This window comes from Sporosarcina luteola, assembly GCF_023715585.1.
In the GTDB taxonomy this organism is placed as follows: domain Bacteria; phylum Bacillota; class Bacilli; order Bacillales_A; family Planococcaceae; genus Sporosarcina; species Sporosarcina luteola_D.
Genome location: NZ_JAMBOK010000006.1, coordinates 15,256 through 40,600, shown reverse-complemented (window position 1 = coordinate 40,600; position 25,345 = coordinate 15,256). Strand labels below are relative to the sequence as shown.

General features: G+C 46.0%; 23 protein-coding genes and 1 tRNA gene. 19 read left to right on the top strand and 5 right to left on the bottom strand.

Annotated features, from left to right (window positions below):
- The 9 genes from glmU (at position 1) to M3193_RS16145 (ending at position 10,248) form a co-directional block, all read left to right on the top strand.
- Positions 1 to 1,371: a bifunctional UDP-N-acetylglucosamine diphosphorylase/glucosamine-1-phosphate N-acetyltransferase GlmU gene (glmU, locus tag M3193_RS16185; protein WP_251629872.1), complete on the top strand. Its 1,371-nt coding sequence runs from the start codon at positions 1 to 3 to the stop codon at positions 1,369 to 1,371.
- 14 nt (positions 1,372 to 1,385) lie between these two features.
- Complete coding sequence (locus tag M3193_RS16180) at positions 1,386 to 2,345, top strand: ribose-phosphate diphosphokinase (RefSeq protein WP_251629870.1); 960 nt, start codon at positions 1,386 to 1,388, stop codon at positions 2,343 to 2,345.
- Between the two features lie 82 nt (positions 2,346 to 2,427).
- Positions 2,428 to 3,060 (top strand): 50S ribosomal protein L25/general stress protein Ctc, encoded by a 633-nt coding sequence (locus M3193_RS16175; protein WP_251629868.1) that lies wholly within the window; start codon positions 2,428 to 2,430, stop codon positions 3,058 to 3,060.
- 72 nt (positions 3,061 to 3,132) lie between these two features.
- A complete protein-coding gene (pth, locus tag M3193_RS16170) occupies positions 3,133 to 3,696 on the top strand; it encodes an aminoacyl-tRNA hydrolase (RefSeq protein WP_251629866.1) in 564 nt (187 codons plus the stop codon).
- Between the two features lie 47 nt (positions 3,697 to 3,743).
- Positions 3,744 to 3,992, top strand: coding sequence for an anti-sigma-F factor Fin (locus M3193_RS16165; protein WP_251629864.1), 249 nt, complete (start codon positions 3,744 to 3,746; stop codon positions 3,990 to 3,992).
- A gap of 79 nt (positions 3,993 to 4,071) precedes the next feature.
- A complete protein-coding gene (gene mfd / locus M3193_RS16160; protein ID WP_251629862.1) occupies positions 4,072 to 7,605 on the top strand; it encodes a transcription-repair coupling factor in 3,534 nt (1,177 codons plus the stop codon).
- Positions 7,606 to 7,693: 88 nt separating this feature from the next.
- Entirely contained in the window at positions 7,694 to 8,230 is a 537-nt protein-coding gene (gene spoVT / locus M3193_RS16155; protein WP_060205952.1) for a stage V sporulation protein T, read from the top strand.
- A gap of 343 nt (positions 8,231 to 8,573) precedes the next feature.
- On the top strand, positions 8,574 to 9,092 hold the full coding sequence (locus tag M3193_RS16150; RefSeq protein ID WP_251629860.1) for a sigma-70 family RNA polymerase sigma factor: 519 nt from the start codon (positions 8,574 to 8,576) through the stop codon (positions 9,090 to 9,092).
- A complete protein-coding gene (locus M3193_RS16145; protein ID WP_251629858.1) occupies positions 9,085 to 10,248 on the top strand; it encodes a hypothetical protein in 1,164 nt (387 codons plus the stop codon). The genes M3193_RS16150 and M3193_RS16145 overlap by 8 nt, the downstream gene beginning before the upstream one ends.
- A gap of 119 nt (positions 10,249 to 10,367) precedes the next feature.
- Here the strand turns inward: M3193_RS16145 and M3193_RS16140 are convergent, their stop codons facing one another.
- From M3193_RS16140 to M3193_RS16125, 4 genes are all read right to left on the bottom strand, one after another.
- Positions 10,368 to 11,102: a hypothetical protein gene (locus M3193_RS16140; protein WP_251629856.1), complete on the bottom strand. Its 735-nt coding sequence runs from the start codon at positions 11,100 to 11,102 to the stop codon at positions 10,368 to 10,370.
- Entirely contained in the window at positions 11,095 to 11,604 is a 510-nt protein-coding gene (locus tag M3193_RS16135; protein ID WP_285852047.1) for a sigma-70 family RNA polymerase sigma factor, read from the bottom strand. The genes M3193_RS16140 and M3193_RS16135 overlap by 8 nt, the downstream gene beginning before the upstream one ends.
- Before the next feature lie 219 nt (positions 11,605 to 11,823).
- On the bottom strand, positions 11,824 to 12,516 hold the full coding sequence (locus M3193_RS16130; protein WP_251629851.1) for a hypothetical protein: 693 nt from the start codon (positions 12,514 to 12,516) through the stop codon (positions 11,824 to 11,826).
- Positions 12,509 to 13,333, bottom strand: a complete 825-nt coding sequence (locus M3193_RS16125) for an ABC transporter ATP-binding protein (RefSeq protein ID WP_251629849.1) — start codon at positions 13,331 to 13,333, stop codon at positions 12,509 to 12,511. The genes M3193_RS16130 and M3193_RS16125 overlap by 8 nt, the downstream gene beginning before the upstream one ends.
- A gap of 175 nt (positions 13,334 to 13,508) precedes the next feature.
- On the opposite strand from M3193_RS16125, the gene M3193_RS16120 reads away from it, so the two are divergent.
- The 9 genes from M3193_RS16120 (at position 13,509) to M3193_RS16080 (ending at position 22,002) form a co-directional block, all read left to right on the top strand.
- Positions 13,509 to 14,495 carry an ABC transporter substrate-binding protein gene (locus tag M3193_RS16120; RefSeq protein WP_251629848.1) on the top strand — a complete coding sequence of 329 codons (987 nt, stop codon included), beginning with the start codon at positions 13,509 to 13,511 and terminating at the stop codon, positions 14,493 to 14,495.
- A 38-nt stretch (positions 14,496 to 14,533) separates the two neighbouring features.
- Positions 14,534 to 16,459 (top strand): iron ABC transporter permease, encoded by a 1,926-nt coding sequence (locus M3193_RS16115; protein ID WP_251629950.1) that lies wholly within the window; start codon positions 14,534 to 14,536, stop codon positions 16,457 to 16,459.
- Between the two features lie 339 nt (positions 16,460 to 16,798).
- Complete coding sequence (locus tag M3193_RS16110; protein ID WP_251629846.1) at positions 16,799 to 18,391, top strand: putative polysaccharide biosynthesis protein; 1,593 nt, start codon at positions 16,799 to 16,801, stop codon at positions 18,389 to 18,391.
- 4 nt (positions 18,392 to 18,395) lie between these two features.
- Positions 18,396 to 19,853, top strand: coding sequence for a nucleoside triphosphate pyrophosphohydrolase (gene mazG / locus M3193_RS16105; protein ID WP_251629844.1), 1,458 nt, complete (start codon positions 18,396 to 18,398; stop codon positions 19,851 to 19,853).
- Entirely contained in the window at positions 19,850 to 20,140 is a 291-nt protein-coding gene (locus M3193_RS16100) for an RNA-binding S4 domain-containing protein (protein WP_251629842.1), read from the top strand. Before mazG ends, M3193_RS16100 begins: the two co-directional genes overlap by 4 nt.
- An 83-nt stretch (positions 20,141 to 20,223) precedes the next feature.
- Positions 20,224 to 20,520 carry a sporulation protein YabP gene (yabP, locus tag M3193_RS16095; protein ID WP_251629840.1) on the top strand — a complete coding sequence of 99 codons (297 nt, stop codon included), beginning with the start codon at positions 20,224 to 20,226 and terminating at the stop codon, positions 20,518 to 20,520.
- Positions 20,517 to 20,984, top strand: a complete 468-nt coding sequence (yabQ, locus tag M3193_RS16090) for a spore cortex biosynthesis protein YabQ (protein WP_353056427.1) — start codon at positions 20,517 to 20,519, stop codon at positions 20,982 to 20,984. The genes yabP and yabQ overlap by 4 nt, the downstream gene beginning before the upstream one ends.
- 56 nt (positions 20,985 to 21,040) lie before the next feature.
- Positions 21,041 to 21,457 carry an FtsB family cell division protein gene (locus M3193_RS16085; RefSeq protein WP_251629835.1) on the top strand — a complete coding sequence of 139 codons (417 nt, stop codon included), beginning with the start codon at positions 21,041 to 21,043 and terminating at the stop codon, positions 21,455 to 21,457.
- A 125-nt stretch (positions 21,458 to 21,582) separates the two neighbouring features.
- On the top strand, positions 21,583 to 22,002 hold the full coding sequence (locus M3193_RS16080) for a S1 domain-containing RNA-binding protein (RefSeq protein ID WP_060204384.1): 420 nt from the start codon (positions 21,583 to 21,585) through the stop codon (positions 22,000 to 22,002).
- A gap of 639 nt (positions 22,003 to 22,641) precedes the next feature.
- Here the strand turns inward: M3193_RS16080 and M3193_RS16075 are convergent.
- Positions 22,642 to 22,715 (bottom strand) — tRNA-Met (locus M3193_RS16075).
- Between the two features lie 195 nt (positions 22,716 to 22,910).
- On the opposite strand from M3193_RS16075, the gene M3193_RS16070 reads away from it, so the two are divergent.
- On the top strand, positions 22,911 to 25,322 hold the full coding sequence (locus M3193_RS16070; protein ID WP_251629833.1) for a SpoIIE family protein phosphatase: 2,412 nt from the start codon (positions 22,911 to 22,913) through the stop codon (positions 25,320 to 25,322).
- The last annotated feature ends 23 nt before the right edge of the window (positions 25,323 to 25,345 follow it).

Genomic DNA, 25,345 nt, shown 5'->3' with positions numbered 1-25,345 from the left:
ATGACGAATACATATGCCATCGTCCTAGCTGCAGGGCAAGGGACGCGGATGAAATCCGATTTATATAAAGTATTGCATCCTGTCTGTGGAAAACCGATGGTCGAACACGTTGTCGACCATATCCTCGGAATCGGCGCGGATAAAATCGTAACGATTGTCGGCCACGGCGCAGAAATGGTAGAAGAAACACTCGGTGCCAAGAGTGACTATGCCCTTCAGGCAGAACAGCTCGGTACAGCACATGCAGTTCAGCAAGCGGAAGACCGGCTAGGCGAACTCGAAGGGATTACGCTCGTCGTCTGCGGAGACACACCGCTCATCAAATCGGAAACGATGAAAGCACTGATCGCGCACCACTCCGACACGAAGGCGAAAGCGACAATCCTGACAGCGCATGCTGACGACCCAACAGGCTACGGCCGTATCATTCGGGACGAAGACGGAAACGTCCTTCGGAACGTCGAACATAAGGATGCATCGCCACAAGAGCGGGAAGTAACCGAAATCAATACGGGAACTTACTGTTTTGACAACCGCGCACTGTTCGATGCTTTGAAAAAAGTGAAGAACGAAAACGCACAGGGCGAATACTATCTTCCTGACGTCATCGGCATCCTGAAGGCTGAACAGGCATTGATTTCCGCTTATGTAACCGATGATTTCAGCGAAACGATCGGTATCAACGACAGGGTCATCCTCTCGGAAGCGGAAAAAGTGATGCGCCAAAGGATTGCGGAAACCCATATGCGAAACGGTGTTACAATCATCGATCCAGCCAGCACGTACATTAGTGCAGATGCAAAAATCGGCCGGGATGCAGTTCTTCAACCAGGCACGATGATCGAAGGACAGACGATCATCGGGGAAAAGTGTATCATTGGACCGAATAGTCATATCGCCAACAGTGAGATTGGCAATCATACAACCATCCATTCGTCAGTTGTACGGGACAGCCTCATCGGGTCCGGTACGACAGTTGGCCCGTTCGCACATATCCGTCCGGATTCCAAACTCAGCGACAATGTAAAAATCGGCAATTTTGTCGAAGTTAAAAAATCAAGGCTAGGGGAAGGAAGCAAGGTTTCCCACCTAAGCTATATCGGTGATGCGGAAGTCGGCACGCATGTCAATATCGGCTGCGGAACGATCACAGTGAATTACGATGGTAAAAACAAGCACACGACAACAATCGAAGATGACGTGTTTGTCGGCTGCAACTCCAATCTGGTTGCACCTGTAAAAATTGGAAAAGGCGCTTATGTAGCGGCTGGATCGACAATTACAAAAGATGTGCCAGAAAGTTCACTTGCAATTGGGCGCGCGCGCCAGGAGAATAAAGAAGGATACGCAACAAAATTAAATCTTAACTAACCAGGGGGACCATGATGGCTAATCATTATCCTAATGATAAACTGAAGATATTCTCTTTAAATTCCAACGAATCACTTGCACAGGAAGTGGCGGACGAAATTGGACGCCCACTCGGCAAGTGCTCCGTCAAACGTTTCAGCGACGGAGAAATTCAAATCAATATCGAAGAAAGTATCCGAGGTTGCGATGTTTTTGTCATCCAATCAACCTCCTATCCAGTCAATGATAACCTGATGGAGCTCCTTATCATGATTGACGCATTGATGCGTGCATCAGCCCGTACAATCAATGTTGTCATGCCTTATTATGGATATGCACGCCAAGACCGCAAAGCACGTTCCCGTGAACCGATCACGGCGAAGCTTGTAGCCAACTTGCTTGAAAAAGCCGGTGCAGACCGCGTTATCGCCATCGATCTGCATGCGCCGCAAATCCAAGGCTTCTTTGACATTCCGATCGATCATCTCGTAGCAGAACCGATTTTGACGGAATACTTCAAAGGAAAAGGCTTGGAGGGCAGTGAACTCGTCATCGTATCTCCGGATCATGGCGGTGTTACACGTGCACGAAAAATGGCTGATCGCATGAAGGCGCCAATTGCAATTATCGACAAACGCCGTCCACGTCCAAATGTTGCCGAAGTGATGAGCATCGTAGGGAACGTAGAAGGGAAAACAGCTATCCTGATCGATGATATCATCGATACTGCCGGAACGATTACAATCGCAGCGAACGCGATTATCGAGAATGGCGCAAAGGAAGTGTACGCTTGCTGTACACATCCGGTATTATCGGGCCCTGCAATCGAGCGGATCGACAATTCGCAAATAAAAGAATTGGTCATAACGAATTCAATCGAACTGCCGGAAGGTAAAAAGTCACCGAAAATCAAGCAATTATCCATTGCTAAGCTTTTGGGTGAAGCAGTTATCCGGGTATTTGAAGAAAAATCTGTCAGCACGTTGTTTGAATAAGCAATCTAGTTAGTTTCATGTCGTCTGATTTTGGGTATTTCAAGAGATAGAATAACTTTTTTCAGGAAAGGTGACTACGCAAATGAGTACAGCAATTCAGTCGAAAACAAGAGAAACAAAAACGAGATCAGCATTAACAGCACTAAGAAATGATGGGTTCATCCCTTCAGTCGTTTATGGATATAATGTAAAAAACACGCCGATTGCCGTAAAAGAAGGCGATCTATTGAAGACATTGCGTGAAGTAGGACGCAATGGTGTCATTAATCTAGAACTCGACGGCAAGAAATTGAATGTCGTATTGAACGAATTTCAGGAAGATGCTTTAAAAGGCGAAATCCGCCATGCAGACTTCCTTTCGATTGATATGGCTGAAGAGCTTGAAGTCGATGTCACGGTACAACTTATCGGCGAATCGATTGGCGGTAAGGAAGGCGGCATTGTGCAGCAGCCGAACCACGCAGTGAAAATTAAAGTCAAACCTACGGATATTCCGGAGTCGTTTGAAGTTGATATTTCCGAATTGCAAATCGGAGAGACCCTCAGTGTAGCGGACATACGTGAGAAATCGAAATTCGAAATTCTGAATGACGATGACCATGCACTTGTTACCATCTCCGCTCCACGTTCTGAAGAAGAACTGGAAGAGCTTGAAGCTGATACTGGTGCTGCAAATGCAGAACCGGAAGTCATCGGTGGCAAAGAGGAAGAATAATAAGCAACAGTTGGAGCGCACGTGCAAAGCGTGCGCCCTTTTTATAATTAATTCAAAAGGAAGATACGCCTCATGAAAATGATAATCGGCCTCGGAAACCCGGGGAAGCAATATGAGAAAACCCGTCATAACGTCGGATTCCATGCTATCGATGAATTGGCTCGTCGATTTGACGCGCCTGCCATGCAATTAAAATTCAACGGCGCTTATACGATCATCCACCGTCCCGAAGGAAAAGTGATGCTCGTCAAACCTTTGACATACATGAATCTGTCCGGGGAATGTGTCGGTCCGCTCATGGATTACTTCGATGTGGAGCTCGATGATATCGTTGTACTGTACGATGACCTTGACCTCGTTCCGGGCAAATTACGGCTGCGGCAAAAAGGGAGTGCTGGCGGCCATAACGGCATGAAATCGTTGATTGCCCATCTTGGCACGGATTCCTTCAACAGGATCCGCATCGGAATCGGACGTCCGACTGGCGGCATGAAAGTAGCAGACTATGTTCTGTCCCCTTTCAGCAAGGAAGAACAGCCGCTAATTGAAGAAATGGTCGAAAAAAGTGCTTCTGCCTGTGTGGATTGGCTAAAGAGTCCCTTTTTAGATGTAATGAATAACTATAATGGTTCATAAGGAATAATCGCCGGCTCACTAGCCTATACTTTGTTAAAAAGGGGCCGATGAATCCGATGAAACCGAATGACGTTCGTTATTCATGCAGACATTGCAACACAGAGGTCGGCAGCATCCCGCTAGCTTCTGCCGAAGAGATCCTCCGGGAACTGAAAAAGGCGGAAGAAGGACAAGGGGAGCAGTTTCTAGAATATGATGAGAATGGTGAAATGACGGTGCGTTGCATTTGTGAGCAATGTGAACAGTCGCTGCAAATGAATCCTGATTACTATGCATTACGGAAATGGCTGCAATAGAATTTTCTGCTTTGGCGTATCGAACGCGCAAAGCTTTTTTCACTTAACTTTATTTACTGCAAAGCGAGGAAAATAATCATTGGATGCGCTCATAGATTTGTTTCTACAAGACAAAGAGATTACTAACGTAGTTGAGGAGTTAAAAACAGGACGGGACCGTCAATTGCTGGCCGGGCTGTCGGGCGGCGCAAAGGCCGTCTTTTTCAAGACTGTTCAGCAGTCGGCAGAGAAGCCGATCCTGATCATCACTCCCAACATGCTTCAAGCACAACGTACATATGAAGACCTTGTGAAGATGCTCGGCGAATCACTCGTTCATTTGTATCCGGCAGAGGAATTGATCGCTGCCGATTTTTCTGTGTCCAGTTATGAACTGCGCGCAAACCGAATAGATACGCTCGATCATATGGCGCGAATCGGCAAGGGAGTCTATATCACGCCTGTCGCGGGAATGAAGAAACTACTTCCTCCGAAAGAGAGATGGCTCGAAAACTCCTTGTCCGTCCATCTGGATGACAGCATTGATGTGGACGAATGCATCCGGAAGCTTGTGGAAATGGGCTATGGGAGACAGGAGATGGTGACCGCGCCGGGAGATTTCGCTCTGAGGGGCGGCATTTTGGACGTGTATCCATTGAATATGGAAAACCCCATCCGGATTGAGCTGTTCGACACGGATGTAGACTCCATCCGGATGTTCTCCGCGGAAGATCAGCGCTCAACCGACAAACTGACAGAAGTGACAATTCTTCCTGCTACAGAATACGTTTGGGACGCCGCGGAATTGTCTCAAATTGCCTCGAACTTGGAGGACGCCCTTCGTGCAAGCCTGAAGCGGATGAAAAATGAAGAGGCAAAAGAGTCCCTTACGATGAATATAACCCGGGACATCGGCCTGTTGCGAGACGGCATCACTCCGGAAGGGATGATGAAGCATGTATCGTTTTCAGACCGTGTCCCATCCTATCTCGGTGATTATTTTCCCGACAACGGCATTGTTCTGTTCGATGAAATTGGACGGATCCTTGAAGTGTCTTCCTCTCTTGAAAGTGAAGAGAAGGAATGGTTTCTGACGCTACTCGAGGAAGGCAAGATTGTTCATGACGCGAAACTCTCGTTTTCATTCGAAGAGATGCATAAAATGCTTAATCAGCCCAAGTCGTACTTGTCCTTGTTCGTGAGGGCTGTGCCGGGCATCGTCCTAAAGAAAACGGTCTCGTTCTCCTGCAAACCGATGCAGGAATTCCATGGGCAGATGAACTTGTTGAAAAACGAAATGGAACGTTGGCAGCAAGGGAAATATAATATCTTCATCGTTGCCGATGGGAAAGAGCGGATGGCGAAGGTGCAATCGATTCTCAGAGATTATGAGATGAATGCTGTGGTGAACGGCAAGCCGACAGACGCAGGAACGATCTCCATCATTGAAGGAGATCTATCCGCGGGATTTGAATTGCCGTTCCAACATCTTGCGGTCATTACGGACTCGGAGCTGTTCAAAGGGAAACCGAAACGGAAAGCACGTCCGCAAAAAATGACAAACGCGGAACGCATCAAAAGCTATTCGGAAATCAAACCTGGTGACCATATTGTCCACGTCCACCACGGAATCGGTAAATATTATGGCGTTGTGACACTCGAAGTGGGCGGCGTCCATAAAGACTATCTTGATATCCGTTATCGGGGAGAAGACAAACTTTTCGTCCCGGCGGATCAAATCGATTTGATTCAGAAATACGTTGCATCCGGGGAGAGGGAGCCAAAACTCCATAAACTCGGGGGCGCTGAATGGAAAAAGACGAAGAGCAAAGTGTCATCCGCCGTCAAGGATATTGCGGACGATCTGATCAAGCTCTACGCGCAGCGCGAGGCTGAAAAAGGGTTTGCATTCTCTGAAGATGATGATCTAATGCGCTCCTTCGAAAATGCATTTCCATACGACGAGACGGAAGATCAGCTGCGTTCCATCGGGGAAGTAAAACGGGATATGGAGAGAGAGCGTCCGATGGACCGGCTTCTTTGCGGTGATGTCGGATACGGGAAGACGGAAGTGGCCATCCGTGCTGCCTTCAAGGCAGTTGGCGACGGCAAGCAAGTCGCTTTCCTCGTCCCGACGACGATCCTTGCCCAACAGCATTACGAAACAATGAAGGAACGATTTTCCGGATTTCCGGTGGAAGTGTCTTTATTGAACCGCTTCCGCACACGTAAAGAGCAGACGGAAACATTGAAAGGCTTGAAGGCTGGAACAATCGATATCGTTGTCGGCACACACCGCCTCCTTTCAAAGGACGTCGCGTATAAAGATCTGGGCTTGCTCATCGTCGATGAAGAGCAGCGTTTCGGCGTGACACACAAAGAGAAACTGAAGCAGCTGAAAACGAATGTGGACGTCCTTACATTGACTGCGACGCCGATTCCAAGGACGTTGCACATGTCGATGCTCGGCGTCCGGGATTTGTCCGTCATCGAAACACCTCCAGCGAACCGTTTCCCGGTCCAGACATATGTCATGGAGCATAACTTCGGTCTTGTGAGGGAAGCGATTGAGCGGGAATTGGGACGTGGCGGCCAAGTGTTCTATCTATACAACCGCGTCGAAGACATGACCCGTAAAGTCGATGAAATCAAGCAACTCGTTCCGGAAGCGCGGGTCGCCTTCGCGCACGGGCAAATGACCGAGTCGACGCTCGAGTCCGTTATCCTAAGCTTCCTGGAAGGCGAATACGATGTCCTCGTCACGACGACGATCATTGAGACGGGCATTGATATTCCGAACGTCAACACGCTCATCGTCCATGATGCGGACCGAATGGGCTTATCTCAACTGTATCAGCTGCGCGGTCGGGTCGGCCGGTCCAACCGTGTCGCATACGGCTACTTCCTCTATCAGCGGGACAAAGTGCTGACAGAAGTGGCGGAGAACCGACTGCAGGCGATCAAGGAATTCACGGAACTCGGATCTGGTTTTAAAATCGCGATGCGGGACTTGTCGATCCGCGGCGCGGGGAACTTGTTAGGCTCCCAGCAGCACGGCTTCATCGACTCTGTCGGATTTGACCTTTATTCGCAAATGCTACAGGAAGCGATCGAGGAGAAACAGACAGGCATCGTAAAATCCGAAATTCAGGATGTCGAAATTTCCTTGCCTATCAATGCCTATTTACCGGATTCGTATATTAAAGACGGATTCCAGAAGATCCAAATGTATAAACGGGTGAAAGCCATTGAAAGCGAGGAGGATTACTCCGAGCTCGTCGATGAGATGACCGACCGGTTCGGCGACTTGCCGCTTGAAGCCGACCTGTTGCTTCGTGTCGGAAGGATAAAGGCATGGGGTCGCATGGCGGGTGTCGAATCGATTAAAAAACAACGTTCTGTCATTGAAATCCGTTTAACTGAAGAAGGAACGGCGAAGACGGATGGATCAAAAATTGTTTCCGACTCCATGGAATTTGGTCGTGCTGTCGGCTTTACGATGGAAGACGGCAGGCTTATCATAACGGTGGATGAGCGCCATACAGGCAAAAAGACGGAATTCGACGTCTTGGAAGAGATGATGAGGATTTTGCATTCGTCAATTAAGGAACCCTCACCCGCGGATTCCGTCTAAAGGAACTTTTGCATAAAATGTCCAAGCATGATGCATACTATATCCGAACGGAAAACGGTTTTAATTTTTGGAAAGTGAGGCATCATGCATGAAAGCAACAGGAATCGTGCGCAGAATTGATGATCTGGGGAGGGTGGTCATCCCGAAAGAGATCAGACGGACGCTTCGCATACGCGAAGGGGACCCGCTTGAAATCTTCACCGACAGGGATGGCGAGGTAATCCTAAAGAAATATTCCCCTATTTCCGAGCTCGGTCAATTTGCGAAAGAGTACGCAGAAACACTATACGAAACCCTCGGAACACCCGCCCTGATCAGTGACAGGGATGAAATGATCGCCGTATCCGGATTATCGAAAAAAGATTATTTGAATCGCCAATTGGCTCCGGACGTGGAAGATATTTTAAAGGGCCGCACCATCGTCACGGAAAAGCTTGAAAAGGCAGTAGAATGGGTCCCTGGACAAGTCGAGCAAGTGAAATCCTACTGCATCGCTCCAATCGTAGCGGGCGGGGACACAATTGGCGCCGTCTATTTACTATCGAAAGTCCATTTTATCGGAGAAGCCGAACAAAAAGCAGCAGAAACCGCAGCACATTTTTTGGCGAAACAAATGGAACAATGAAAAACAGCCTGCACGTACCGGAAGAATCGGTGCGTGTGGGCTGTTTTTGTTTTGATTTCAATTGTTATCCGAGTTTATTCTTACCGATGAACCTCAATAACTACAAATGAAGGTGTACTATTTCACAGGAATTTATCCCTGTCCAAAAAGATAACTCGTTCTAATCGCCACTACAATAAATGGGGAAATGGTTTTTTATTACCTTTGAAATTCCTCTGCTTAGCCTTGCTCCTTAAGCGCAATTTGCGACATGCCGAACGAAATAGATTTAAAATAATTCCGAAAAAAAACAAACCCGAGCAGTTTGAGAATCGTTTACTATATAGGGAAAGGGGTTGAAGCTGTGACAGGTACGAATGAAATAAAAGAATTGATGTTTCAATACACGGAGTATTTAATACGGCTAGCCTATTATTACGTGAAAGATCTCCAAGCAGCAGAAGACATTGTACAGGAAGTATTCATAAAGTTTTACGACAGTCAAAGCAATTATGAAGAACGAGGAGAAGTAAAAGCCTTCCTAACAAAAATGACGGCTAATAAAAGTAAAGATTTTTTGAAAAGCTGGACGTATAGAAAGATAAAGTTGCAAAACAAATTATTCCAAACAGAACCTTCGATGAAATCAGATGAACTGGTTAGAAAGGATGAAGAAACACTAATCGGAGAAGCAATTCTTAAATTGCCGTTGAAACAACGTGAAGTCCTCATTTACTTTTATTTTGACGAAATGACAATCGCTGCGATTGCGAGTCTTTTGGCCATACCTGAAAGTACAGTCAAAACCCGATTGCGACGCGGTAGAGAACTGTTGAAAAATCAGCTAATAGGAATTGAATGGGAGGTACTATTAAATGGATAAATTCATTCCTACTGAAGTGAAGGATGTAACGGAAAGTAAAAAAAGGGTTATGCGAAACGTTGTGGATGAAATCCAAAACAGGTCAAAAAGACCAAAACATAATTGGAGATATGTCGTAATTGCGGCAGTAGTAACCATGAGCGCAATGCTTTTTGTCTTAAACGAAGTATTGACTGATAATGAACCGTCAGTAGCCGACCAACCGTCTCCAGCGGAAATAGATATAGATTTATCAAAACCCATATTCTTCGAAGAACAAGGGTTATTTTATCTTGATGGAATAACGTTAGGTGACTCAGAGTCAAAAGTAATCGAAGTCTTTGGCGAGAATTTTACAATCGTGCAAGAGGATGACAGTGAAGAAGACGGCAGTGAGGCAGACGTTGTAATGAATTATGATGGTCAGGTGAAGTTCTACTTTATTAATAATAAATTAGATTCAATCGCATTCATGAATATAGATGAAGATTACGTTGACAAATTATTTAATGACTTTGATGGGTTTAAGTTTATAGATTTTGGCATTTATGATGATCGTTTTTTCTACTCTAATGATTCCAATCAAATCTTAAAGGCATCAACGCAGCCAATTGACGGAAATTTTTCTTTAACACTATCGTATGCAGAACCGCACTGGGAAGAAAAAGCGGGAAAATATCTATTTATGACGCAACAGAACATTAAAAATCAAAACCCTTCTTCAACCAACGTGAATGTAGACTTAGCCAAACCCGCATTCACTAAAGAAGAAGGTTACCTATATTTTCACGGAGTAACATTAGGCGACTCACCATCAAAGATAATTGAACGGTTAGGTGAAAACTATATAATAGGTCAAGCGGATGGAAGTGGGTCTGATTTTGTCATAAATTATGATGGATTAGCGAGTTTCAATTTTTATAATGATAAATTAGACTCCATTGTCTTAATAAAAGTAGATAAAGATTACTTTGATGAATTATTTACTCATTATGAGGGATTGAAATTTATTGAAGACAAATACAATCGTTATATCTACTCAGATGAGACGTTTCAAATGATAAAAGCAACAACACAAACTCCTAACAATGACCTTTATTTGTATATAGGTTATCCTGGTCCTGAATTCTGGGAAAATCCAGAAATGAAAGGTATTCCGAATCCTTGGGAACAATGATAATATGTTAAAAAACGGAAAATGAAAAACAGCCTGCATGCATCGGGAACAATCGAGGCGTGTGTGCTGTTTTTATATAACTTAATTTCTAGTTAAGAAAGTTTCGCTTTGTAAAATCATCAATTTTTTATTACTTTTAAAGTGTCTTGATTTATTTTTAGTTGCTTTGCATATTTTTCATGCAAATCGGCTTTATATTGATCGGGTGTATATTGATCATTTAGGACACCATCCGAATAGAGCTCCGAAATATAGTTGTTTGAAGTGAGCATTGACTCGTATTGTTTTAAAGTTGATGGGTGCGTAAAGTATTCTTCTGCTGTAACGCCTAATCGTTTTGCTAATTCCTCATTGATTTGGGTCATAATAACATCGTTTGATTCTGCTATTGTCTGCTTTGTTTGCTCCGCGTATTCAAATACCTCTTGTTCTGTTACGACAATTCCATGGGTTTTCGCCTCAAGCAGTAATAATTCATCTTCAATTAATAGATCAAGCATTTCCCTGTCAGTTAATGTGAAGGGTATATTATTCAGTTCATGTATGAACCGTTTGTTTTCTTTGAAATCGACAAATTGTTTTAACGTAATTGTAAACATGTCGGATTCCACGACTATTTTTGAGTCATCGATTGCTGCTGTTTTTTTGTCCTTTGATTCGAAGAAGTCACTAATGGAAACATAGTTGGAAAAAACGATGGGTGTAGAACATAAAATCAAAAATAGCACGGCGGCGGTCGGCAGCATCCAACGTTTAGTCCTTTTAAGCGCGACTTTATGTAAACGGTTATATGAGACTTCATGTAAATTGTCAGGGAGAGGTATTTGTTCAATGGATTTTTTTATTTCATTCATAAAAGTCTACCTCCTCAATTTGTATGCGTAATTTCTTTATAGCCCTATAGCAGACGGATTTTGCAGTTCCTAAAGGTATTTCTAAGAATTCGCTTGTTTCCTTAAATGAATAGCCTTGATAAAAATGAAGAAGTATGACGTTTTTTTCTTCAGTTGATAATTCATCGATCAAACTTTGTAAAGTAAGCTTGAGTGAAAAGTCTGCTGATGTAACTTGTAATAAAGCTAAGTGTTTTTCGTCAATATGTATCAATTTTTCAGATCGCTTTAATTTAGAAAGGCAAGTATTAATGACAATTTTAATGAGCCAAGTCTTAAAGTACGCAGGTTCTTTCAATGTATTCATTTTTTCATAAGCTTTTAAAATGGTTTCTTGGACAACATCTACAGCATCGTGTTCGTTTTTCATATATACAAACGCCATTCGGTATAAATCTGCTTCATACGGCTCGATGCATTGGATGAAAGCTGTTTTATTCCCCCGTTTGGCTTTCTTTATCAACTTTTCAATGAGAATTACCCCCTTTTGACTTTCTCTCTATACATTAGACAATTTATATTGAACTTTGGCTTATGAAATATGAAAAAAGTTTTTTGTTCAAGTGTAAAAGACAGACAAGCTTATTATGCTATATGAGTGGAGTGCAGTTTTTTCTATACACATAGAGGATAAAAAAACAGCCTTCACGTACCAGAAAAAACCGGTGCGGGTAGGCTGTTTTCATGTTCTATTCAACGGGCAATACGGACATTTCTTCGTATCGGGCAGTTCCTTTAATAGACAGCAAGTCGTCCGTTTGTAGTTTGCCATGGCGGCAAGTGGCTCTTCATTCTGCAAATACTGTTTAAAGGGCGAGCGCCTCATATGCGGCTTCCATGTTTCATCCGCCACCAAGAAATCGAGGTCACTTTGGGCAGTAGGGCACCCTTCGTTAAGAAGCATGGAATACATCCATAGCACGTAACCCCATACATTCTCCCACAAGATCAGCTTGGAAACATGCGCGCGCTTGCCCATATATTCGACGACTGGATGTCCGTACTGCTCGAGAATGAAACGAACCGCTCCGTGCCGGTCGTGGACATCCTCGAATGAATCCGCTGAGATCGAAAACTGGATCGTCCCGTTTTCGGTGAATAAAGAGACATCCTCCAACTTGCCGGTATAGAGCAGGTTGAATTTGCTGAGCATATGGAACAGTCCTGTCATAAAGAAACCGTGCCTCCTCATATAAATGGAAGCCGCCACGGCATCTGTCGGCGCGTCGGTTAATGCTTTAATTTCCGATAATAATTCAGTGCTGGCCGTTTCCGACAAGATTGCATTGACGTTCGTGAATGCATCAGGCTGCCTGTTCAGAAACACGCCAAATCGTTCCAATGATGCAATGTGCTCGTCGTTCAGCTTAGGCACCTGTATTGCTCCTAACTTCCTGCACGACGCAGCGTCCACGACCGTACGGAACACAGTGTGGCGTCCCGAAAAGGGGATCCGTCGACACTTGACATTCCATGCCGAACACCGCACGGACAAGGTCGCAAGTGATGATATTCTCAGGTCTGCCTTGCGAATAAACACCGCCGTCTTTAATAGCGACAATATTATGGGCATAACGGGAAGCTAAATTCAGATCATGGAGCACCATGACGATCGTGCGGCCCTTTTGTTCATTCAACTCGAACAAAAGGTCCAAAATTTCGATTTGGTGAGTCATGTCAAGATATGTCGTAGGCTCATCCAACAGAATGACGTCCGTGTCTTGCGCGAGCGTCATGGCAATCCATGCACGCTGGCGCTGGCCGCCCGATAATGTATCGATCGCCTGGTCACGAAGGTCGCTGATTTTCGTCGCTTCCATCGCCGCCTCGACCTTCTTCGTATCTTCTGCAGTCCAGCGGGATAGCCATGATTGGTGAGGGTAGCGACCTTGTTTAACGAGGTCATGAACCGTCAATCCTTCAGGTGAGACGGGACCTTGGGGGAGGATGCCCATCTTCTTCGCGACACTGCGGGAAGACATGGAATGAATATCTTTCCCTTCCAGCAAGACGGAGCCGTCCGAAGGCTTCAATAAACGGGCGATTGAACGGAGCAATGTGGACTTGCCGCAACCGTTGCTTCCGACGAAGACGGTGATCTCACCACGAGGAATTGCCAAGCTCAAATTCTCGAAAAGAAGATGATCTTCATAACCGATGGAAAGGTCTTTCGTATTTATAGTAGGGTGCATACTAGAATGCCTCCGTTTCAATTATCCTAAAAAGAATGAATCATTACTTAGAAGCATAACATATTCTCAACCAATTGAGAATGATAATCATTAATTTGTTGAAAACACTTTACAAATGGCAGTCCTAAAGATTACACTACTAACTGATAATGATTATCAGTATGGAGGGAAATACATGAAAAGATATATGAAAGCATTGTTAGTACTGGCTCTCAGTGTAGTTTTGGTTGCCGGTTGTTCATCGAAGAAAACGGAAGATAAAGGCGCAGGCGGCGAGACTTCTGAAAACAGTGTGACCATCGTCGGTACGAACGGTGAAGTGAAGCTTGATAAACCTGCGAAGAAAGTCGTCGTCCTCGAGTGGACGTACGCGGAAGATCTACTTGCACTCGGCATACAGCCAGCAGGTATGGCAGACATTCAGGAATATCATAACTGGGTGAATATCGATGCGGAATTGAGCGATGACGTCGTTGATGTAGGTGGACGGCAGGAACCGAACTTAGAAGCGATTGCTGCAATTGAGCCTGATTTGATTATCGGTGTTAGCTTCCGTCACGATGCGATGCTGAAAGATTTGGAGAAAATTGCTCCGACAGTCATCTTCAATCCATATCCGGAAGACGAGTCCATTGATTTGTACAAGGAAATGACGACAACCTTCAATGAGATTGCAAAGGCTGTAGACAAGACAGATGAAGCTGAGAAAGTGTTGGCACATTTAGATGAGAAGTATGTTGAAGCGAAAGCAGAAATCGAAAAAGCCAACCTGAAGACGAAGGATGTCATCTTGACGCTCGCTTACACAGGTCCTCAAGCGCCGGAAATCCGGGTTTTCACGCCGAACTCCATGGCTTCCCAAATCCTTGAGAAAATCGGTTTGAAAAACGTGCATGTACCGGATCAATTTGAAGTCTTCGGATCGAGCACATTTAATGTCGAAGGCTTAACGAAATACGAAGACGCGAATTATTTGTATACGGTACAGGAAGAAGACAATGTATACAAAAAGCAATTGAAAGATAATGCTGTTTGGAAAAACTTGAATTTCGTAAAAGAAGACCGACTATTTAACCTCGGTGAGGATACTTGGTTGTATGGAGGTCCGCTGTCAGCCGAAACATTGCTGAATAAAATCGTCGATACGATGGTCAATAAATAATGGCTAGAAAGACTTCAGGGAAAAGATCGTTGTTCGTTATGATCATCGGTCTTTTCCTGTTGGTCGTTTTATCTTTCATTCATCTGACGCAAGGCCAAGCTGACTACACAGTATCCCAGCTTGTGAAGGAGGTTTGGGTAGAGGGGCGCATCCAGGATATCGTGCTGTCTCTACGGCTTCCGCGTCTGGCAATCGGCATTTTAGCGGGCGGTGCGCTCGCTGTGGCAGGTGCCATTTTGCAGACATTGACGAATAACCCGTTGGCGTCTGCTAGCACGCTCGGCATCAATGCCGGTGCGTATTTCTTTGTCGTTGTTTCGATGATCTTCTTTCCGTCATTGCTAGGCGATTTTCCGTTTCTCGTTGCGCTTGCAGGTGCCGTGCTTTCGTCCGTGCTCGTCGTCACTCTGGCGGGGAAGCAGATGGAGCCTGTACGCGTCGCCTTGACGGGGATGATCATCTCCTTGCTGTTTGCTTCCATGACAGGCTCATTGCAACTGTTGTTTGAGAATCAGACAAACGGCCTCTTTTTATGGGGATCGGGTACGCTTGTGCAGTTGAATTGGAGCGGCGTTGCGTTTGCGGGTCCGATGATCATTATTCTGTTCATCGCCGCGTTAGGCATCGCGAAACCGATGGATATTCTATCGTTAGGTGAAGATGTTGCGTCTTCGCTTGGTCAAAACGTTCGTATCGTTAAATTAGTTGCGTGGGCTGCAGCGATTTTGCTTGCGGCGACGACGGTCAGTGTCGTCGGTCCGATCGGGTTCATAGGCTTGATGGCTCCGCATATCGTCCGGATGCTTGGTGTCCGTGGCCATTTGCAGATCTTCATGCAATCCTTCCTATGGGGCAGTGTAATGTTGATCGGGGCGGACGTGCTCGGCCGGTTGATTCAGCCGGGACAGGAAGTGCCTGTCGGAGCGATGACGGCATTGGCTGGCGGACCTTGGCTGCTTTATTTGGCTTGGAAGACGGCGAAGTCGCATACGAAAGGCGACCGCCAAATGGGCGGAACGTTGAAGCCGGTCAAACTGCCGGTTGTTATTTCGATTGTTACAATATTAATCGTTACAGTATTTGCATTGGCATTTTCCTATAACGGAATGTCATGGTCGCTCGATTGGATGAAACCGGTCGTCTGGAATTTCCGGGTGCCGCGTGTGCTTACGGCGTTCATTATCGGCGTGATGCTTGCGCTTGCCGGCGTTTTATTGCAAGGCGTTTTACGGAATCCGTTGGCGGATGCAAGCGTATTGGGTGTCACTTCGATGGGCGGCGCCGGGGCGATGCTGCTATTGGTCGCCATTCCGGCAATTCCTGTTCAGTATATGCCGCTAGGTGCGGTAGTAGGAGCCGCCGTTGCTCTTGGCATCATTATGGTGACGGCTTGGAAAAACAATTTCCAGCCGATGCTCGTTGCGTTGATGGGTATCGCGATATCGGCATTCGGGTCAGCCGCGACGCAAGTGTTTGTCGTGAAGGCGAAATTGGCGGTCGCTGCAGCACTCGTCTGGCTGTCAGGAAGTACGTACGGAAAAGGTTGGGAGGATGTGCAGCTCTCGTTATTGTTGCTTGTTCTGCTCATCGGCCCAGCCATCTATTTGACACGCAGCTTGGATGTGTTGACGTTCGGGGATGACGTGGCATCGGGTCTCGGCTTATCCGTCAAATCGACGCGCGTCTGGGCGTTGATCGTAGGCGTGGCAATCAGTACGGCAGGGGTCGCAATTGTTGGGACAATCGGCTTCGTCGGGTTGGTGTCGCCTCACATCGCCCGTAGATTAGTAGGCTTCCGCCATTTGCCGTTGCTAATTGTTTCGGGCTTGCTCGGCGGTTTGCTCCTAGTGACTGCAGATTTTGTAGGCCGCATAGTGATTGCGCCGAAAGACATCCCGAGCGGACTTATCGTTGCGCTTATCGGCACGCCGTATTTGTTGTATTTATTAAGGAAAATGAAATGACACAGCCACACGCTCATTTGCAACGGAGCGTGTGGCTGTTTTTGGAATGGGAACTATTCGCTAGGAAATGAGAACTTATTCGGAGTAAACGAGAACTAATCGCTTGGGAATGAGAACTCTTTCGGAATAAACGAGAACTTCTCATCCGTTAACGAGAACTTATTCAGCATAAATGAGAACTACTCGCCTTGGAACGAGAACTCTAGTTTAGAGAATGGACCCCATCTCGGAATAAAAGGATTTTCTAGCCTTCACGAGCGTACTCTATCAAATCACCGGAACAGGTTTTGCCGGAAATGCTATACTGGAAACAAAGTAAACATCGAAAGAGGCGCAGCTATGTCGAGAGCGGATTGGAATATGAAAACATTCATGAAAGGTGCGTCGATTTTGACGATATCGGCCATTATCGTCAAACTGCTGGCGGCGGTATACCGAATTCCGTTCCAAAACCTTGTCGGAGATAAAGGTTTTTTCATTTACCAGCAAGTGTATCCGTTCATTGGAATTTTCATCGTGTGGACATCGTACGGCTTTGCGGTGGCTGTTTCGAAGCTGCTCGCGGGCAGCGCAAGCGACGGAGAGGCGAAGGCGATCAAGCGGGTTGCCTTTCTGTATTTAGCCGGATTGTCTATATCATTTTTCGTCATTCTTATGACGTTTGCGCCGTTTTTCGCGCAGTCCATGGGAGACCCGGAACTCGTCTCACTTTTACGTGCAGGTGCTTATATTGTGCTTGTCATGCCGATGCTTGCGGTATTGAAGGGTTCATTCCAGTCAGAAGGGCAGATGACGCCAGTCGCCGTTTCGAATGTCGGTGAGCAGATGCTAAGGGTGGCGATTATCCTCGTTGGGACGTGGATTGCGGTGCAAGCGGGGGCTTCTCTTTACACGGCTGGCGAAGTGGCCATGTGGGGCGCTGTTATCGGCCAGGCGTTAGGCGTTGTCATACTTGCCCTGTTTTACAGAAATGGCTATAAAGGGCCGCGTATACAAGTGGACACGTGGCGCATCGTGAAGGAATTGACGTTTGTCAGTTTGAGCGTCAGCGCGAGTTCGCTCATCTTGCTGCTGTTTCAAATGGCGGATTCGTTTATGATTTACAATAGTTTGCTTACGAAAGGCTTTGTAGCGGATGCTGCGATGGAATTGAAAGGCGTCTATGACCGCGGACAGCCGCTCGTCCAGATGGGGATTTTAATCGCATCCACATTGGCGCTCGCGATCGTCCCGCTAATTGCGCATCATTCAGCAAAAAAGGATGGGCGAGGAGCGGAACCGTTCATACAACTGACATTCAGGACGGCTTTCTTATTCGGATGGGCTGCGGCGATCGGGCTTGCATTCGTCCTGCCATATGTGAATGAAATGCTGTTTGAAACGCGGGACGGCTCCGTAGCGCTAATCATTTTTGCGTATCAGATTTTTTGGCTGTCGCTCATCTTGCCTTTGACCGCAATTTTACAAGGTGCCGGCAAAGTGAAAATACCGACGCTGTTCCTTCTTGGCGGACTTGTCGTGAAAATAATCGCGAATCACTTGTTAGTGCCGCTCTATGATGTAACAGGTGCAGCGCTTGCAGGGAATATCGGTTTTGCGGCGATTGCGTTTGGGCTTCTTCTTTATTTCAAAACCGTGTGGCCGATGAAACTGGCCCCTTTCCGTTTTTACGGTTGGCTACTCCTTGCAACACTTGCGATGGCAGCGGTCATTTTCCCTTGGATGCTTGCAGCGGATCAGGTTTTATTCGACAACCTGTCATCTCGGATCAGTGCAACGTTGACAGCATTGACTGCAGTCTCGCTAGGGGCGGGCGTTTTCCTAGTCGTTATCATGAAATCGCGTATAATGGCGGAAAAGGAATGGTATTTGCTGCCGTTCGGAAAAAGATTGGCCCGTATACAATTGATTCTTACTAAAAATAGAAGGTGAATAGATGAATACGATTACAATTATCGGTCTTGGCGCCGGGGATCTTGACCAACTGTCCCTAGGTGTATATCGGAAGCTGAAGGGAGCGGAGTTCGTCGTTGCGAGGACGGACCAGCATCCTGCTATTGAGGAATTGCGGGCGGAAGGCATGGAAATAGAGAGTTTCGACGCGATTTATATAAAAAATGATGAGTTTGAGCAAGTGTATGAAGAAATTGTTGAGAAATTAGTGTTGATGGCAAACGAAAAGGCAGTAACGTATGTCGTGCCAGGACATCCACTCGTTGCTGAGCGCACAGTTCAATTATTGATTGAAAAAGAACGTGCTGGCATAGTGCAGCTTGAACTTGCAGGGGGTAACAGTTTCCTTGATCCGATCTTTGCAGCGCTTCGTATCGATCCAATTGAAGGGTTCCAATTGCTTGATGGAACGGACATCAAGCGCGATGACGTCATGATGACGCAGCATGTATTGATCGGCCAAGTGTATGATTCGTTCATCGCTTCTGAAGTGAAGCTTTCGCTTATGGAGAAGTATGCCTATGACCATCCGGTTACGATTGTTACAGCGGCGGGCTCTTCATTGGAAAAGCTTCGGACTGTTCCGTTGTTCGAATTGGATCGTGAAACGGAAATCGATAATTTGACGACAGTTTACGTGCCGCCTGTTAGGGAGCGCGAGGGGCGTTTAAAGGAATGGTCGACATTCCGGGAGATTATCGCCGCATTGCGTGCTCCGGACGGCTGCCCGTGGGACCGCGAGCAGACGCATGAATCGTTGAAACGATATTTGATCGAGGAAGCGCATGAATTGCTCGAAGCAATCGATCAAGAAGACGATGAAGGCGTCATCGAAGAATTGGGCGACGTGTTGCTACAAGTATTCCTTCATGCGCAAATCGGCGAAGATGACGGCTATTTTGCGATGGAAGACGTCCTGCAGTCAGTTGGCGATAAAATGATCCGCCGTCATCCGCATGTGTTCGGAGACCGGGACGTGGAGAATTCGGATGAGGTTTTAAAAAATTGGCAGGAAATCAAGAAAACCGAGAAACCGCAAGCTGAATCGCTCTTGGATGGACAGGCACGTCATAGTTCGTCGCTGCTCACTTCATTTAACTACCAAAAAGAAGCGGCGAAGGTTGGATTCGATTGGCCGGATATAACAGGCGCTTTCGATAAATTCGAGGAAGAGTGGCAGGAATTCAAGGACGAAGTGGCGAATGGAACGAAGCAGAGCCAGACAGATGAGCTCGGGGATGTCCTATTCACACTCGTCAATTTGTCGAGGTTCTTGAAACTATCTCCTGAAGAAGCGATGGCGCATGCGAATGAGAAATTCAAACGGCGCTTTTCGTTCGTCGAGCAAAGTGTGAAGACCGGCAGAGGAGAATTCTCTGCTTATACGCTCGATGAATTAGAAGGATTTTGGCAACAGGCGAAGGGGGAAGAAAAGAAATGAGATTGGATAAATTTTTAAAAGTGTCACGCTTAATTAAAAGGCGGACATTGGCGAAGCAAGTGGCGGACCAGGGCCGGATCACGATTGACGGCAAGGTGTCAAAAGCTTCGTCGGTCGTGAAACCTGGCGACGAGCTGGCTATCCGCTTTGGACAAAAGATTGTTACAGTAAAGATTGAGATGTTGAAGGAGTCGACGAAGAAGGATGATGCTGCGTCGATGTATACGATTGTGAAAGAAGAGAAGTTGGACAAGGTGGAACCAGAGTTTATTGATGATGAAGATTGAGGGCATGACAGGAATTTTCCTGTCATGTTTTTTTATATGTCCGCATAGGATGGCAGTGAACGTACAAGCAAAGGAGGAATAGTATGCAAATCCAGACCGACAACCCAACATACGCAATTCCATCGGGGGATCATGTCATCACGATGAGAAATCGTAAAAGAATGGATCTTACATCTGTAAAAACAATCGATCGGTTCGACCAAGAAGAGTTCATCGTCCGGACATCTCAAGGAGTATTAGTCATTCGCGGGGAGGAGCTGCGCATCGTCCATTTGGATGTAGACAAAGGGCTTCTTACATTAGAAGGCACAATCAGCACGATGCAATATGACGAAGAAGATGCAAGTTCGCGTGGTTTCCTCCATAAATTATTTGGATGAGTCTCTCCGTCCAGTTTCTTAGTCTTCTTGCAATGATTGGGACAGGCATTGGGGCAGGGGTTTTCATGGATTTGATCGGAACGGGCGTGGATGCGACCGGCAAGACATCGATTATCCGGAAATACGCGGTTCCTTTGGAAGTGATCGGTTGGATTTTGATCGGGTGTGCATCGTTCTACGTTCTATTCATCGTCCGGGATGGGGCATGGAGGATGTATGACCCGGTTGCCCAAATTTGCGGCATGTTGTTATACGCATCAATTTTCCACCGGCCTTTCAGGTTTTTCGGCAGAGTCTTGAATATGGTGATCATTAAGCCGGTTATGTTCATCATTAGGCTCGTAGTGAAAATCATTACCCACATATTCAAGTTGCTCGCTAAGATTGTGTCGTTTCTACTATCTCCTTTCATCTATCTATATAATAAAGTCTATAACTCTCTCTTTAAATCCGATGCGGAATGATGTATAATTACTAGACTTATCGGATTTCGTACCGTAATGAGAGGGAGTGCCAGGACATGGAGCAAAGGAAAAGGAAATCAACCACGACCATTGCATCGATTGAAACTGAATATGTCCGCTCGTTGCGTAAAAAGGAAGTATGGAGAAACAAGCAGAAAAAGCGGCTTAAGAGAAAACTGTTCATCTATGCAGTCATTGCATTTGTAGTGCTCGGCGGGTTGACCAATATGTATATTCAGCAACAGCAGACGCTGCAGGAAAAGGAACAGCAAAAAGTGGAGACGCTCGCAAAGTTGGAAGAAGTGAAGGAAGAGCAAGAACTCCTCAAGAAACAGCTTGTGAAATTGGATGATGATGATTATATTGCCAAGCTTGCAAGGAAAGAATATTTCCTATCTGACAAAAATGAAATCATCTTCTCTGTTCCTGAAAATAAGAAGAAAAAAGAAGAAAAAGATGACGGAAAAGAGTAGTCTTATTGACACTCTTTTTTTGTTGGCTATAATGAAAGTAAGGATCTTGCACTCGCAGGACTCGCCATATGGTAAAAAGGCATCTGAAAAGGGCCGTTTAAATCTTAAGGAGGAGCATTTTTTTTATGTCAATTGAAGTAGGCAGCAAGTTACAGGGGAAAGTTACAGGGATCACAAACTTCGGTGCGTTCGTCGAACTGCCGAACGGTTCAACTGGTCTGGTCCATATTAGTGAAGTAGCGGACAATTATGTGAAGGATATCAATGACCACCTAAAAGTAGGCGATATGGTTGAAGTGAAAGTGATGAATGTCGGCACTGACGGAAAAATCGGGTTATCGATCAGAAAAGCGAAACCGGAAGCTGAACGTCCTCAACGCCCTCAACGTCCTCGTCACAGCGGTGGCCGTCCTAGCCATAATGAGCGTCCAGAGAATTTTGAGCAAAAGATGGCGAAATTCATGAAAGACAGTGAAGAACGCCTTTCAACTTTGAAAAGAGCAACAGAATCTAAACGCGGTGGCCGTGGCGCAAGAAGAGGGTAACTTGCTGGCTGTTTCAATTAGTGGAAATGAATCTCTTATGAGCGATCTGACATCTAGTTATGATGTCAGATCGTTTTTTTTGTGCAGTTACCGACAAACACTCATAAGCTTGCTAGAATTACACATAAATCTGCTCAGAGACGCATAAGTTCATCCAGATGCGCATAAATCCACCGAAATGCGCATAAATGATTTTATACACGCATAAAAGCTTCCAAATGCTCGTAAATAATTTTTTACAAGGATTGATTGAAATTTCACGGAATTTGTTTGGTATGATTCGCATCATAAGAAACAAATCGAGTGGATTCGATAAGAAGGTAAGTTTGTTCATGAGTTATGCGTGATTAGAAGAGTTTATGCGCATTTGTAGACATTTATGAGTATTTCCGGGAGTATATGCGTTTCTGGGGGCGTTTATGCGTGAGTTTTTCGTTTTATGCGTGATTCCAGTGATTTATGCGTATTTTGATATGAAAAAGGCGTCCAGTCTTAAGACTGGACGCTTTTCTTATTGTCTTGCTCCAACGACCAGGCCTTCGGGTCATAAGAAAACCCAGCTTAAGTGGCAAAAAGCGCCACTACGCTGGGTTTTCTTATGCCTGTCAGGCCTAAGCGGTCGTTTCCGCTTTTCTTTTATAGCGGCGGAGGGGGTCGAACCCACGACCTTTCGGGTATGAACCGAACGCTCTAGCCAGCTGAGCTACGCCGCCATGTTGTTCAATTGATTTCGAACGACAATAATCATAATACAACGGTCGACGGAGTCTGTCAACCTCTCGTTGGAAAACAGAAAATTCCTACGGAACTCGTCGAAAGATTTGTGGGACCCCTTGTCAGGAACAGACAAATTCTTTGGCTTGACCTATGTATACTCAGGGACAAGTAGACATAGGGGGAATGTTGAGATGAAGATGATAGGCAATCTTGAAAGACCGGTAGGCCAACAGATTCGTCAAGTGATGAGCACGGTGGGCAAGCGGAAGATGTATGTATTGATGGCGGCGTTCTTTTTACTGAGCACGTTTTTCTTGTCGCAAGCCGTTCTGTTCAACGCAGCCGTCCCTTTTTTCCTGCCAATTTGGGCATTGGCACAGATGCGATTCAGGAATCATCTTGTTTATGTATTCATCGGTGGAATTGCGGGTGGGGCATTTTTAGGACTGGGACAAGCGGTGATCCATTTACTGCAATTGCTGTTGTTCAATGTGGTGAGTAAGCACCCTCTTATGAGGAAGTCCATTCCTATGACGGTTGCAGGGACGATCATAGTTGTCCAAGTTTTATGGCAGTTTGTCATGCATAGCGGGCATACGCCTGTCGATGTGCAATTGTCGATCGGCTTCGAAGCTGTGTTGGCACTGTTCATGACATTTTTTCTGTTTGTTGCATTTCCTCATCGTGAGCGCATCTTTTATGGCCAGTGGTCGCCGGAACGTCTCGGGGCTGTTTGCATTGTCGGCATCATGGCGACGACGGGGATGGGCAATCTCATGGTCGGGCCGATTTCAATTTCAGGATTGCTGCTTCATTTGACCATTTTATTGGCAGCGTTAGCCGGAGGGCTGCCGTTTTCGACGACGATTGCGATGATGATCGCGGCAATTGCAGGAGTTGCGGAATTGTCGTTTACCGGGATGATGGCCGTATACGGCATGACGGGCTTTTTCGCGGGTGCTTGTAAACGTCTCGGGAAATTGGGTATTGCAACAGGCGGCTTTGCTGTATCTGTCTTCTTTCTTCTATACGATTTTACATTGCCGCTTGATACATCCCATTTCATGACGATCGGCCTGGCGACGCTTCTGTTTTTCTTTGTCCCGGCAAAGAAAGTGGAGCCGATCGGGCGGATGATCACGCCGACAGGTCAACAGGATATTTCCGTGAAACGGCAGCAATGGCTGACCGACCGTCTTGATGAGCAATTATCGGATTTTCAACAGTTTGCTGAATTTATGTCCAATCTCGTCAATGATCGGTTCGCTTCGGATGACGTGAATGCAGCGCAGAATATCCCATCAATATGCCAGTCCTGTTTTAGATATTCGAAATGCTGGGAGGGGAATGAAGAAGGAATGGCCCGTCTCCTTTATGAGTGGGAAGGGACGTATTCGGCGACGAAGAAAGCGGCACGCCATCGTGTCGAAGAGAGGATCAAATATAAGTGCATCCGTTCTTCGGGTTTAATTTCCGAGTTGGAGGAGTCGGCTTCCAATCATCTCTTGATGGGGCAGCTTCAGCACGGGCGGAAAATGCTTGCCTTACAATTGAGAGATATGAGCACTCATTTAGAGAAGATCATGAATGATATAAAGGGGGAGTTGTCGGTTAACCATCTTGCGGAGGAGGAATTGGGGAAGCACTTGCAGTCGCAAGGAATCGAATATTATCAGATCGATATATTATCCGAGGAGAAGGGAGCTTACCGGATCGTAATTTCAATTCCCGAAAGACGTGCGGATTTCGAGACGGATATGACGGTGGCGGAACGTCTACTATTACCACTTTTGGAGGAAGTCTACCGAGAGCCGTTTAAAGTGGAGAAGACTGTCGCGTTGCAAGACCCATTCCCTCATATCCAACTGATGTTTTCCTCGTCTGTCCGTTTTACATTGGAATATGGAATTGTAGCAACGGCAGGGGGAGGGACGTTCCATGCAGGAGACGCCTATGAAGTGTTTCCAATTCATGATGGACTCACCGCTGTTCTACTGTCGGACGGCATGGGTCATGATATAAATGCGTACCGGGAAAGCCGGAAAGTGATTCGTCTCATGCGGGAATGTCTGGACCGGAAGATGGATCCGGAAACGGCGATGCATACATTGCATTATATGATGTCGCTGAATGGGCTTGATGATATGTATGCGACGCTCGATCTGGCTTTGGTTGATCTGCAGGATGGACGGCTTTGGTCTTGGAAGGCGGGTTCTATGAGCACATACATTAAACGGGGCCAAGATTTCCTCCGGTTGGATAGCAAATCGGTTCCTGTCGGGTTCCTGCCGTCATTTTCAGTGGAAGCTACAAATGAGGAATTGAAGTCAGGAGATATTATCGTCATGCTGACGGACGGTGTATTCAACGGATCCGTTACAATTGAAAAACAGGAAGATGCGATCTATGGAATATTGGAAAAGTATGAGCATCTTTCTTGCGAGCCTATGGCTGACCGTATCATGTACGAAATGGAAAGGAAGTTTGGAATTGTGGCGGACGACCGGACTGTGTTGGTGATGAAGGTTGAACATGTTTTACCGAAGTGGACGACAATAAAGCCCGTAAATCGATTTATTTCCCGGGAAAAAGTTTTGGGGTAGAATAAGGGGTAGGTGAATAGACA

Excerpts from the sequence above, each read along its gene's own strand:
- M3193_RS16145 (WP_251629858.1), top strand. The coding sequence starts at position 9,085 with ATGGATAAATTCATTCCTACTGAAGTGAAGGATGTAACGGAAAGTAAA.
- M3193_RS16100 (WP_251629842.1), top strand. The coding sequence starts at position 19,850 with ATGAGATTGGATAAATTTTTAAAAGTGTCACGCTTAATTAAAAGGCGG.
- M3193_RS16070 (WP_251629833.1), top strand. The coding sequence starts at position 22,911 with ATGAAGATGATAGGCAATCTTGAAAGACCGGTAGGCCAACAGATTCGT.
- M3193_RS16175 (WP_251629868.1), top strand. The coding sequence starts at position 2,428 with ATGAGTACAGCAATTCAGTCGAAAACAAGAGAAACAAAAACGAGATCA.
- M3193_RS16110 (WP_251629846.1), top strand. The coding sequence starts at position 16,799 with ATGTCGAGAGCGGATTGGAATATGAAAACATTCATGAAAGGTGCGTCG.
- glmU (WP_251629872.1), top strand. The coding sequence starts at position 1 with ATGACGAATACATATGCCATCGTCCTAGCTGCAGGGCAAGGGACGCGG.
- yabQ (WP_353056427.1), top strand. The coding sequence starts at position 20,517 with ATGAGTCTCTCCGTCCAGTTTCTTAGTCTTCTTGCAATGATTGGGACA.
- yabP (WP_251629840.1), top strand. The coding sequence starts at position 20,224 with ATGCAAATCCAGACCGACAACCCAACATACGCAATTCCATCGGGGGAT.
- mazG (WP_251629844.1), top strand. The coding sequence starts at position 18,396 with ATGAATACGATTACAATTATCGGTCTTGGCGCCGGGGATCTTGACCAA.
- spoVT (WP_060205952.1), top strand. The coding sequence starts at position 7,694 with ATGAAAGCAACAGGAATCGTGCGCAGAATTGATGATCTGGGGAGGGTG.
- M3193_RS16085 (WP_251629835.1), top strand. The coding sequence starts at position 21,041 with ATGGAGCAAAGGAAAAGGAAATCAACCACGACCATTGCATCGATTGAA.
- M3193_RS16180 (WP_251629870.1), top strand. The coding sequence starts at position 1,386 with ATGGCTAATCATTATCCTAATGATAAACTGAAGATATTCTCTTTAAAT.
- M3193_RS16120 (WP_251629848.1), top strand. The coding sequence starts at position 13,509 with ATGAAAAGATATATGAAAGCATTGTTAGTACTGGCTCTCAGTGTAGTT.
- M3193_RS16125 (WP_251629849.1), bottom strand. The coding sequence starts at position 13,333 with ATGCACCCTACTATAAATACGAAAGACCTTTCCATCGGTTATGAAGAT.
- M3193_RS16140 (WP_251629856.1), bottom strand. The coding sequence starts at position 11,102 with ATGAATGAAATAAAAAAATCCATTGAACAAATACCTCTCCCTGACAAT.
- pth (WP_251629866.1), top strand. The coding sequence starts at position 3,133 with ATGAAAATGATAATCGGCCTCGGAAACCCGGGGAAGCAATATGAGAAA.
- M3193_RS16115 (WP_251629950.1), top strand. The coding sequence starts at position 14,534 with ATGATCATCGGTCTTTTCCTGTTGGTCGTTTTATCTTTCATTCATCTG.
- M3193_RS16080 (WP_060204384.1), top strand. The coding sequence starts at position 21,583 with ATGTCAATTGAAGTAGGCAGCAAGTTACAGGGGAAAGTTACAGGGATC.
- M3193_RS16165 (WP_251629864.1), top strand. The coding sequence starts at position 3,744 with ATGAATCCGATGAAACCGAATGACGTTCGTTATTCATGCAGACATTGC.